This window comes from Acidovorax sp. CCYZU-2555 (assembly GCF_018413525.1).
Taxonomy (GTDB): domain Bacteria; phylum Pseudomonadota; class Gammaproteobacteria; order Burkholderiales; family Burkholderiaceae_C; genus Comamonas.
This window is the reverse complement of record NZ_JAHCDD010000126.1, coordinates 1-10,524: the sequence shown is the minus strand read 5'-3', so window position 1 is coordinate 10,524 and position 10,524 is coordinate 1. Positions and strand designations below refer to the sequence as shown.

At 67.0% G+C, this 10,524-nt stretch carries 10 protein-coding genes; 6 read left to right on the top strand and 4 right to left on the bottom strand.

The genetic code is table 11. The features are described 5' to 3' along the window. The 4 genes from KHY18_RS26120 to KHY18_RS26105 all read left to right on the top strand — a co-directional run. Positions 1-353: enoyl-CoA hydratase/isomerase family protein (locus KHY18_RS26120; protein WP_249729393.1), on the top strand; the 353-nt coding region annotated here is incomplete at its 5' end. Between the two features lie 4 nt (positions 354-357). Further along, the gene (locus KHY18_RS26115; protein WP_213307138.1) at positions 358-2,460 is read left to right on the top strand and encodes an acetate--CoA ligase family protein; all 2,103 of its coding nucleotides are present in this window, start codon (positions 358-360) and stop codon (positions 2,458-2,460) included. Continuing rightward, complete coding sequence (locus KHY18_RS26110; protein WP_213307135.1) at positions 2,457-3,809, top strand: MmgE/PrpD family protein; 1,353 nt, start codon at positions 2,457-2,459, stop codon at positions 3,807-3,809. The genes KHY18_RS26115 and KHY18_RS26110 overlap by 4 nt, the downstream gene beginning before the upstream one ends. A 79-nt stretch (positions 3,810-3,888) precedes the next feature. Then, positions 3,889-4,461: a GNAT family N-acetyltransferase gene (locus KHY18_RS26105; RefSeq protein WP_213307132.1), complete on the top strand. Its 573-nt coding sequence runs from the start codon at positions 3,889-3,891 to the stop codon at positions 4,459-4,461. 134 nt (positions 4,462-4,595) lie between these two features. Here the strand turns inward: KHY18_RS26105 and KHY18_RS26100 are convergent, their stop codons facing one another. From KHY18_RS26100 to KHY18_RS26090, 3 genes are all read right to left on the bottom strand, one after another. Further along, positions 4,596-5,531 (bottom strand): bifunctional helix-turn-helix transcriptional regulator/GNAT family N-acetyltransferase, encoded by a 936-nt coding sequence (locus KHY18_RS26100; protein ID WP_213307129.1) that lies wholly within the window; start codon positions 5,529-5,531, stop codon positions 4,596-4,598. A gap of 328 nt (positions 5,532-5,859) precedes the next feature. Further along, a complete protein-coding gene (locus tag KHY18_RS26095; RefSeq protein ID WP_213307126.1) occupies positions 5,860-6,426 on the bottom strand; it encodes a hypothetical protein in 567 nt (188 codons plus the stop codon). 399 nt (positions 6,427-6,825) lie between these two features. Continuing rightward, entirely contained in the window at positions 6,826-7,734 is a 909-nt protein-coding gene (locus tag KHY18_RS26090) for a LysR family transcriptional regulator (RefSeq protein WP_213307123.1), read from the bottom strand. A gap of 102 nt (positions 7,735-7,836) precedes the next feature. Here KHY18_RS26090 and KHY18_RS26085 point away from each other — a divergent pair, with 102 nt between their 5' ends. Continuing rightward, positions 7,837-9,072, top strand: a complete 1,236-nt coding sequence (locus KHY18_RS26085; protein WP_349630342.1) for an MFS transporter — start codon at positions 7,837-7,839, stop codon at positions 9,070-9,072. On the opposite strand, the gene KHY18_RS26080 is transcribed toward KHY18_RS26085, so the two are convergent. Next, on the bottom strand, positions 9,050-9,706 hold the full coding sequence (locus KHY18_RS26080; RefSeq protein ID WP_213307120.1) for a pyridoxine/pyridoxamine 5'-phosphate oxidase: 657 nt from the start codon (positions 9,704-9,706) through the stop codon (positions 9,050-9,052). The two genes, KHY18_RS26085 and KHY18_RS26080, sit on opposite strands and share 23 nt — an antisense overlap. Before the next feature lie 244 nt (positions 9,707-9,950). On the opposite strand from KHY18_RS26080, the gene KHY18_RS26075 reads away from it, so the two are divergent. Beyond that, positions 9,951-10,524 (top strand): LysR family transcriptional regulator (locus KHY18_RS26075; protein ID WP_213307117.1); only part of this gene is annotated, 574 nt, incomplete at its 3' end.

The window sequence follows — 10,524 nt, the reverse complement described above, 5'->3', positions numbered from 1 at the left end:
CCGACGGCGGCGGCATGTACTTCCTGCCGCGCCGCGTGGGCCTGGCCAAGGCCAAGGAACTGATCTTCACGAGCCGCCAGGTGAAAGTGGACGAAGCGCTGACGCTGGGCATAGCCGACCGCAAGGCCCCCGCCGACACGCTGCTGGCCGACGCCCAGGCCTGGGCCAAGGAGCTTTCGGCGGCGTCGGCGACCGCCATGGCGCTGACCAAGACCATTCTCAACCAGAGCTTCGAGCTGTCGTCGCACGACATCTTTGCCCAGGGCAGCCAGGCCCAGGGCATCTGCTACACCAGCAGCGAGCACCGCGCGTCGGTCGAAGCCTTTCTCGCCAAGACGGCCGCCAAGGAGTGATGCAATGAACCACGCCATCGCCAAGCTGCTGTCGCCGCGCAGCGTCGCCATCATCGGCGCCTCGGCCGATCCGCGCAAGACCGCGGGCCGGCCCGTGGCCTATCTGCGCAAGCACGGGTTCGCGGGCCGCATCCTGCCCGTGAATCCCAAGGTCCAGGAGATCGACGGCCTGCCCTGCTATGCCGACATCGCCGCGCTGCCCGAAGTGCCCGATGTGGCCGTGGTGCTGCTGGGCGCCGAACGCGCGCATCTGGCCGTCAGGGAGCTCGCGGCGCGCGGCTGCGCGGCCGCCATCGTGCTGGCCAGCGGCTATACCGAGACCGGCGAAGACGGCGCGCGCCGCCAGCAGCAGCTCATCGACGCCGCGGGCGGCATGCGCCTGCTGGGCCCCAACACCATAGGCCTGGTCAACCTCACGGACCGCATCGTGCTGTCGCCGTCGGGCGCGCTGGAAATGGACGAATTCCCGGCCGGCAGCATAGGCGTGGTGTCCCAAAGCGGCGGCATCCTGGGCTCGCTGCTGTCGCGCGCCGCGGCGCGCGGCATAGGCCTGTCCAAGCTGATCTCCACCAGCAACGAAGTCGACCTGGAACTCGCCGACTTCATCGACCATCTGGCCGACGACCCGGCGACCAAGGTCATCGCGCTGTATGTGGAGACCGTGCGCAATCCCGGGAAATTCCGCGCGGCCTGCCTCAAGGCGGCGCGTGCCGGCAAGCCCGTGGTGGCGTTCAAGATCGGCCGCTCCGAGGCCGGCGCCCAGGCCGCGGTCTCGCACACCGGCGCCATGGCCGGCGCCGATCGCATGTACGACGCGCTGTTCAAGCAAGTGGGCGTGATACGCGCGCAGAGCTTTGCCGACCTGCTGGACATTCCCGCGGCGCTGGCCACGGGCCGCGTGCTGCGCGGCCGGCGCGTCGCCATTTTGACGTCCACCGGCGGCGCGGGCACCCTGGTCTCCGACGATCTGGGCGTGGCCGGCTTCGAGACGCCGGCCCCCGATGCGGCCACGGCCGAAGCGCTGCGCGCGCTGCAGACCGGCAGCGAAGCCGTGCTGGACCGCAACCCCATCGACGTGACGCTCGCCGGCCTGCGCCCCGACCTGCTGCGCGGCGCGATCAACGCCTTGCTCGCCAGCCCCAGCTACGACGCCCTGATCATCATCGTCGGCTCATCGAGCCTGGCGATGCCCGAACTGCTGGCCGCAGCGATTCAGGACTGCCTGCCCCACTGCGACAAACCCGTGCTGGCCTATGTGAGCCCGCATGCGCCCGAAATCGGCGCCCTGCTGACGCAGCGCGGCGTGCCCGCGTTTGCCGCGGCCGAAAGCTGCACCGCGGCGCTGGCCGGCATGCTGCGCGTGCGCGGCTTCGAGGCCAGCGACGCAGCACCCGCCAGTGCACCAGCGGCGCTGGACATCGGCGATCTGCCCAGCGGCTCGCTCGACGAAGCCCAGGCCAAGGCCGTCTTCGCCCGCTTCGGCCTGCCCGGCGCGGCCGAACGCGTGGTGCGCAGCGCCGAAGAGGCCGAAGCGGCGGCGCGCGAACTCGGCGGGCGCGTGGTGCTCAAGATCCTGTCGGCCGAGATCACCCACAAGAGCGATGTCGGCGGCGTGGCCGTGGGCCTCACGGCCGAGACCATAGGCGCGCGGCTGGCGCAGATGCGCAGCGATGTCGCCGCCCGGGCCGGCGTGCAGGTGCAGCAGTTCCTGGTGCAACAGATGGTCGCCGGCGGCACCGAGCTGATCCTGGGCCTGCACCGCGACGCGCTGGGCACGGCCGTGCTGCTGGGCATGGGCGGCGTCACGGCCGAACTGTTCCAGGACACCACGCTGCGCCTGTTGCCACACGTAGACGGCAAGCTGCAGGCCCTGACCGCTGCCGAGGCCCTGGCCATGGCGCAGGAACTCAAGACCTGGCCGCTGCTCGACGGCTTTCGCGGCCGGCCCAAGGCCGATGTGCGCGCGCTGGTGGACGCCATCGTGGCCTTCTCGGCCATGGCCGCGCAACTGGGCGAGCGCGTGATCGAAGCCGAGATCAACCCGGTCTTCGTGCTGCCCGCGGGCCAGGGCGTGCGCGCGGCCGACGGCGTGCTGGTGCTCGCATGAGCCACGCGCCCCATGCCACCGAAGTGTTTGGCGCCTACGCCCAAACCTGTCGCGACGCCGCGCTGCCCGACGCAGTGCTGCACCACGCCAAGCGTGCGTTGATCGACTGGTACGCCGCGCTGTTTCCCGGGCTCGCGGCCGCGCCGCTGGCCCAGCTCGCGCAGGTGCTGGCCGAAGACCTGGACCGCGGGGGCGCGCGCCTGGGCAACGGCCGCGCGGCCACGGCCCGGGCCGCGGCGCTGTACAACGGCACGGCGGCGCACGCGGCCGAAATCGATGACAGCTTTCGCGACGCCATGTACCACCCCGGCGCCGCGACCATTGCCGCGGCACTCGCCGCAGGCCAGCAGGCCGGCGCCAGCGGCCTCGACTTCCTGCGCGCGCTGGTGCTGGGCTATGAAGTGTCGACACGCATAGGCGTGGTACTGGGCCGCGCGCACTACCGCTTCTGGCACAACACCGGCACCGTGGGCGCGTTTGGCGCCGCGGCGGCAGCCGCCAGCGTGCTGCGCCTGGACGCCCTGCCCTTTGCGCACGCACTGGCCACGGCCGCGACATTCACCGCGGGCTTGCAGCAGGCGTTTCGCAGCGACTCGATGTCCAAGCCGCTGCATGCGGGCCGCGCCGCCGAAGCCGGCCTGGTCGCCGCGCAGCTCGCCCAGCAAGGCGTCACGGGCTCGCTCGATGTGCTCGACGGCGAAGCCGGCCTGGGCCGCGCCATGAGCGACGGCCCCGATTGGTCGCGGGTCGGCGCCACGCTGGGCCGCGACTTCCACATCACGCGTCTCACGTTCAAGAACCATATCGGCTGCGGCCATAGCTTTGCGGCCATCGACGCGGTGCTGGCATTGCGCGCCGAACACCCGCTGCGCGCGGCCGACATTCAGGCCATCCATGTCGCGACCTACCGGCCCGCGCTGGACATCGCCTGCCACGAGACGCCACGCACCGAGAACGAAGCCCGCTTCAGCCTGCGTTTCGTCGTCGCCAGCGCGCTGCTGCACGGCAGCGTGCGGCTGAACGCCTATACGCCCGAGCGCCTGGCCGACCCCGAACTGCGCGCGCTGATGGCGCGCGTCAGCACCGCGGTAGACCCGGAGATCGACGCCGCCTTTCCGGGCCGGCGCGCGGCGCGCGTGGAAATCACGACCCACGACGGCCGCCGCCTCGTCTGGCTGCAACCCGACCGCAAGGGCGACCCCGAGCTGCCGCTGTCGGACAGCGAGCTGGAACACAAATTCCTCGAGCTCGCTACGCCGGTCATAGGCGCGGGCCCGGCCGCGCGGCTGCTGCAAAACATCTGGGCGCTGGACCAGGCGGCCGATCTCGCGGGGCTGGCGCCAGTGTGATGCGGCCATTGTGAATCCCGCATCTGCCACTATCTGGGCAGGATAGCCCCAGCCGCGGCTCCATGCCCTGCCCAAATTCGTGAACACTGCCTCCTTGCCCCTGCCGCTGCAAACCGAACGCCTCGCACTGCGCGCCTTCCGCGCCGCCGATTTCCCCGCCTATGCGGCCTATCACGGCCGCGCCGATGTCTACCGCTTTCTCTATATGCCCGCACCGACCGGGCAGGCGCTGCAAGACCAGTTTGACAGCGTGCTGGCCCAGCCTTTCGTCCAGGACGGCGATACCTTGCGCCTGGCGGTCACGCGCCGCACTGATGGCGCCCTCGTCGGCGAAGTGCTGCTGAAGATTGCCAGCCGGGACGCGCTGCAGGCCGAAGTCGGCTATATCTTTCACCCCGACTTCGCCGGCCAGGGCTATGCGACCGAAGCCGTGGCCGCGATGCTGGGCCTGGGTTTCGAGACGCTGGATTGCCACCGCATCTTCGCGCGGCTCGATGCGCTCAACGCGGGATCGGTGGGCGTGGTCGAACGCCTGGGCCTGCGCCGCGAAGCGCATCTGGTTCAGAACGACCGCTTCGAGGGGGTCTGGGGCGATGAGTACATCTACGCCATGCTGGCCAGCGAGTGGCAGTCGCGCCGACAGATTCGATAAACTTCTTTCAGGCTGCTGCTCGCAGGTTCAACGAGCAGCTGATGTAGGGCGCGCCGCGCGCCTACCGCGCCTCAATGACCTACAAGTTCTGAGGCGCAGGCCCGGGCCGTTGGCGCAAGCCGGCGGCCCGGCCTTCAGGGCCGCAGTCGCACGAACTTCTGCTCCGTCACTTCCTTGCCCCATTGGTCGCCCTGCCACTCCTGCACGCATTCAAAGCCGCATGACTCATACAGATGGCGCGCCGCGGACAGCCCGCTGAAGGTCCAGAGATGGGTTTCGCCGAACCCCTGGCGGTCGGCGAAATCCAGCGCCGCGGACAACAGCTTGCGGCCCGCGCCGCTGCCGCGCACGCTGTCGTCGACGATGAACCAGCGCAGATGGGCGATGTTCTCACCCAGGTCTTCGCCATCGATGGCGACCGAGCCCACGATCTCGCCGGCGCGCAGCGCCGTCCAGATGCTGTTGACCGGCTTGTCGAGGCGATCACAAAACTGCGCCAGACCGCCCGCGACCACCGACTCGAAACGCTGGCCGAAGCCGGATTCGCGCGCGTAGTAAAGCGCGTGCATCTGGGTGATGCGCGCAATCAGGCCGAGTTGATAGCCGGCCACCACGTCAACCACGGGCCGCTGGCCCTGCGCGCGCGCGGCGAGGGCCTCGCTGTAGAGGTTCAGACCCTTGAGCACGCTGCGGTCCTGGCCGGGCTGGAGCCGGCGCAGCGCGTCTTCCACTTGCGAGCGCGCATGCGCATGGATGGCCGCCACCTTCAACTTGCCGGCAGCGGTCAACGTCAGATTCTTCAAGCGGCTGTCGCGCGCATCCACCTGTTCGCTCACTTCACCGGACTCAACCAGCTTGCGCAGCATGCGGCTCACGCTGGACTTCTCCAGGCGCAGGCGCGTGGCAATCTCCTTGGCGCTGACTTCGCCGTGGTCGATCTCGATCAGCGCATGCACGGCCGAAGGCGACAAATCGCCCCCGGCAAAGCTGCCTCCCATGAAACCCCAATCGCGCACCAGCGAGCGCGACGCGGCACGGATTTCTTCCACCAGCGACTGTTGAGCATTCACGGCACACCTCCAATGGTTGCATCATACAACCGTATTGCGAGGCTGCGAGAGGACAAATCTCATCGTCTGCTGGCGTGGGGCAGCGGCCCTGGTCAGATGCGGCCGCATTCTGGCTGGGCCACATATCTCCGGCGATATCGAAGTTATCTCTTCCAATGCCCCACGCGCTGCATCGATGACTTTCTATCGGCCAGTAGCAGGCGGTGGCGGCGACTAGAAGCGGACGCTCAACATTTGAGATGAGGAAAGCCAGAACAGCAAAGAAGCAAAGGGAACCGCAAGCTCGGCTTACAGGACGTCCCTCTCATTGAAATTCTTACCCCTAATTTCACGCCAGCTTTTCGGAAACTCTCGCGAGCATCACAATGGCCTCCCGAAGCTCATCAAAGGTGACCGTTTGCTCTCGGGTGTGTATTGCCTGATCGCTTAACCAGACTCGATGGTTGTCGCCTTGCGGGAGAGCTTCAGGATCAAAGTGACGAGAGACGTTGTAGATCCAGTTTATGCGTGCGTAGGTGCTCCCGTCCCCCTTCTTAAAAAGCTCTTGGCTTAGGGACTTTCGAGCAAACTCCAATCCTTGCCAGATGGCGCTAATGCAGCTTTCGAGATGGTGAAGTACGGAAAAGTAAGTAGCAACACTCCGTAGATTACCTTGCGCAGCTACGCTAGCGAGCTCCCATTCCTGCAACGCAGAATGTGTTCGACGAATTATTGCAAACGCCAAGGCAGCCTTCTCGTCCGAAACATGTCCATGGAAAATTCTCCGAAGGACAAACTGCGCAAACCACTTGTCTGTATTTGGAAATTCTCCAGCCAAAGACTTGATTGACAACTGTGTGAGCTTTGACATGTCTTGCGCGACAAACGTGTCCAACGCGTAGTTGCTAATGCCCATGGCGACCTATGAGGGAGATGATTTTGAGATCGTACCAAGCCAGAGTCCATATCAAGCTCCAGCACATTAGATTCCTCAGTGCTGAACCTATAGCTTTGCGGAATGACAGCTTTGCGGCCTCTATCTGAATGTCGTCTCAGGGTCGATAGCTGCCCCAGCAAGCGACTGAATTAGCAGCAGTTTCGCCCAACAGCACCAGCGCTGCTGATCGAGGCCGATGCACAGAACCATGACCAACCACTCTCTCAGAGGGGAAGCCCGTCATGAACGAAAGTTCAGTGACGCACCCTTAGAAACTGCAATGACGCACCGCACGAACGCTGCGGTTGGATCAATGCGTTGGCGGTGCGGCGAACGAAACTAAGGTGACGCGTTCCGCAGCCAGCGCCCTGCGCTTTTTCAGCGAATTCCCAACCCGCTGCCCAGATAGCTGATCAACCCATCGATCTTGGGCAGCAACTGGCGGCTGCGCGGCCAGACCAGGTGCAGCGGCAGGCCGTCGGTCGCCAGCGCGGGCAGGATTTGCACCAGGCGGCCGCTGGCCAGATGCTCGTCGACCAGCCAGGTCGCCAGCTGGGCGATGCCGCTGTGGGCCAGCACCGCCTCGACCAGGGCATCGGCCTGGCCCACGACCACGCGCCCTTCGACCGAACGGCGCTCCACCGGGCCCGCGCCGCGCTGTATCAGCCAGGGGCTGGCGCTGCCATCGGCGCGGCCGTAGGTCACGGTGTCATGCGTCCACAGTTCCTCTATCGATTGCGGGGCTGGGCGGCGCGCGAGATAGCCCGGCGACGCGCAGAAGATCAGCCGCTCCGTGCCCAGATAGCGCTGGCCCAGCGCCGCGGGCCAAGCGTCCGCGCCGCCTATGCGCACGCCTACATCAATGCCCTCTTCCACGATATCAACGAACCGGTCCGTGAACGAGATATGCGGGCGCACGCCCGGATGCAGCTCGGCGAACGCCAGCAGCAACGGCAGGACCCGCATACGGCCAAAGGTGGCCGGAACATCGACGCGCAGCCGGCCAAACGGCTCGAGCCTGTCGGCGGCCAGCACCTGCTCGGCGACCTGCAGTTCATCGAGCACGCGCACGCAGGTGCGGTAGAACGCCGCGCCGGCGTCCGTCAGCGCCAGACTGCGCGTCGTGCGCTCGAACAGCCGCGTGTTGAGCCGCGCTTCCAGGCGCGACACCGCCTTGCCCACGGCCGAATTGGTCAGGTTCAGGCGCTCGGCGGCCGCGGTGAAGCTGCCGGCATCGGCGGTGGCGACAAAGGCTTCCAGGCCTTTGAGGCGTTCGGTAGGCACCATGGAGGATTCGATTATGGAAATGGATTCCAGAGTGTATGGAAATTTCTCCCGAGATAGGAAACCGATTCGCAGTTAACCTAGTAGAAACCCTAGGCTACCATTGTGACCACGCAAGACCCCACCCTTTCCATCGGCGCTGCCGCAGCGGGCCGAACCACGGCCATCGCCATCCTCGCCACCGCGGCCTTCATTCTCGTGACCACCGAATTCCTGATCGTCGGGCTGCTGCCCGCGATGGCCGCGGATCTGTCGATCAGCATCTCGCAGGCCGGACTGCTGGTCACGCTGTTTGCGTTCACCGTGATGCTGTTCGGGCCGCTGCTCACGGCCTGGGTCGCACATGTAGAACGCAAGCGCCTGTTCGTCGCCATCTTGCTGGTGTTTGCCGGCTCCAACGCCTTGGCGGCGCTGGCGCCCAACCTGTGGGTGCTGGCGCTGGCGCGGTTCATTCCCGCGTTGGCGCTGCCCGTGTTCTGGGGCACGGCCAGCGAGACCGCGGCGCAGCTCGCCGGGCCCGAGCGCGCCGGCCGCGCCGTGTCTTCGGTCTATCTGGGCATTTCGGCGGCCATGCTGTTCGGCATTCCGCTGGGCACGCTGGCCGCGCAGGCCGTGGGCTGGCGCGGCGCGTTCTGGGTGCTCGCGGCGCTGTCGCTGCTGATCGCCGTGTTGCTGCAGTTCGGCATGCCGGCCCTGCGTTCGCCGCAGCGTCTGCGCCTGGGCGAGCAGCTGCGCATTCTGCGCGACCCGCTGTTTCTCGCCAATGTGGCGCTGTCGGTGCTGGTGTTCACGGCCATGTTCACGGCCTATACCTATCTGGCCGACACGCTGGAGAACGCCGCGGGCGTGCCCAAGGCGCAAGTGGGCTGGTGGCTGATGGGCTTTGGCGCGGTCGGCTTGATCGGCAACTGGCTGGGCGGCCGCTGGGCCGACGCACGCCCTCTGGCGGTGACCGCGCTGTTCAGCGGGGTGCTGGCCCTGGGCATGGCCTGGAGCATGGCCGCCGCCGGCCACCGCTTGTGGCTGTGCGTTGCGCTAGCGGTCTGGGGCGTGGCCAACACCGCGCTGTATCCGATCTGCCAGGTTCGCGTGATGAAAGCGGCCTCGCATGCCAAGGCCCTGGCCGGCACGCTGAACGTTTCGGCCGCCAACGCCGGCATAGGCCTGGGCGCCATGGTCGGCGCGCTCGCCATTCCGGCCTGGGGGACGCGCAGCGTAGGCTATGTCGCGGCGGCGATTGCGCTGTGCGCCGCGGCCGCGGCGCTGCTGATCGCGCGCCGGGCCGCGAAGTCTGGCGGCGCTGCGGCAAAGGCGCAGGTCACGGCCAAAGCCGCTCCATAGCCCACGCCGATCCCTCTTCGCGGCGATATGACAGCCGCACATGGCGGCGCTGCTCGTTGCCTTGCCAGAACTCGATCACCCGCGGCCTGACCGCATAGACCGCCCAGGTCGGCGGCACCAGATCAGGCGCCGCATCGAGCCGCTGCAGCTGCCGCGCCAGCCCGTCTTCGAGTTCCTGCTGCGCCGCCAGCACATCGCTTTGCCGGCCCAGCAGCGCGCCGGCGCGCGATCCCAGGGGGCGCGCCAGAAAGTCCGTGGCCTGCGCCGCGGCGCCCATGTCATGCGCCGTTCCGCGGATGCGCACCTGGCGTCCCAGCGCCGGCCAGTAGAAAGTCAGCGCCACCTGCGGCGACGCGGTGATCTGCCGGCCCTTGGGGCTGGCGCGGCTGATCGCGAAATGCCAGCCATGGTCATCGACGTTTTTCAGAATCAGCACGCGCGCATCGGGACAGCCGTCGGCATCGACGGTGGACAAGGTCATGGCATGGGGCTCGCGGATTCCCGCGTCGATCGCGGCCTGCAGCCATTGCGCGAACAGCGGCTCGGGCTGACCGGGCGCCTGCGCCGGATCGAACGGCTGATAGGGACCGGGAAGGGATTGGAGGCTTCGCAGCAGTTCTCGCATATCGGGCATCTTTGCATCTTTCGTGAATAACGTTCATCCCCCATGAGGCGGCACCCGGAAGTTCTCCATGATGCGTTGCTCGGCGCGCGCCAGAACGCACAGCGCGCGCTGCCACCAGTTGCGCAAGCGGCTTTGCTGCCGCAATGGGTCGGGGGCATTCCTGGAGTGGTCTTGATGGGGCATGAGCCAATGCTCGCGCCAGGCCTGACCTCTGTAAAGTTGAATTCAATGACGCTTGAATTCATAATTCCTGATGCGTAATTTGAACCTCGACCAATTGCAGACGCTGATCGCCATCGCCGATCTGGGCACTTTCGCCGCCGCGGCCCAGGCGCTGCACCTCGCGCCGCCCACCGTGAGCCTGCATATCAAGGAGCTGGAGTCGCGCATGCAGGCGGCCTTGCTGATACGCGGCCGAAGGCATGCGGAGTTGACGCTGGCCGGCGATGCGCTGGTGACCGAAGGCCGCAAGCTGCTCGCGGCCAGCGACGACTTGATCGATCTGGTGCAGCGCCGCGCCACGGGGCGTGAAGGTCTGGTGAAAGTGGGCGTGTCCGCAGGCGTGAGCACCCGGCTGCTGCCGCTGATGCTCGAAGCGCTGACGCAGCGCAGCCCCGGCGTCGAAGTCAAGCTCGAAGCCGTGGGCTCGGCCGAAGCCATGCTGCGCCTCAGGGCGGGAACGCTCGATATCGCCATCGTCGCCAGCCCGCAACCGGCGATCGCGAACATCCGCTTGATCCCCTGGCGCAATGACCCGATGGTGGTGCTGCTGCCCGCCTCGTGGGGGATGAACGTTATTCACGAAAGATGCAAAGATGCCCGATATG

What these genes read in the sequence shown, in the direction of transcription:
- KHY18_RS26115 (WP_213307138.1), top strand. Translation starts at nt 358, where the DNA reads ATGAACCACGCCATCGCCAAGCTGCTGTCGCCGCGCAGCGTCGCCATC.
- KHY18_RS26110 (WP_213307135.1), top strand. Translation starts at nt 2,457, where the DNA reads ATGAGCCACGCGCCCCATGCCACCGAAGTGTTTGGCGCCTACGCCCAA.
- KHY18_RS26095 (WP_213307126.1), bottom strand. Translation starts at nt 6,426, where the DNA reads ATGGGCATTAGCAACTACGCGTTGGACACGTTTGTCGCGCAAGACATG.
- KHY18_RS26090 (WP_213307123.1), bottom strand. Translation starts at nt 7,734, where the DNA reads ATGGTGCCTACCGAACGCCTCAAAGGCCTGGAAGCCTTTGTCGCCACC.
- KHY18_RS26080 (WP_213307120.1), bottom strand. Translation starts at nt 9,706, where the DNA reads ATGCCCGATATGCGAGAACTGCTGCGAAGCCTCCAATCCCTTCCCGGT.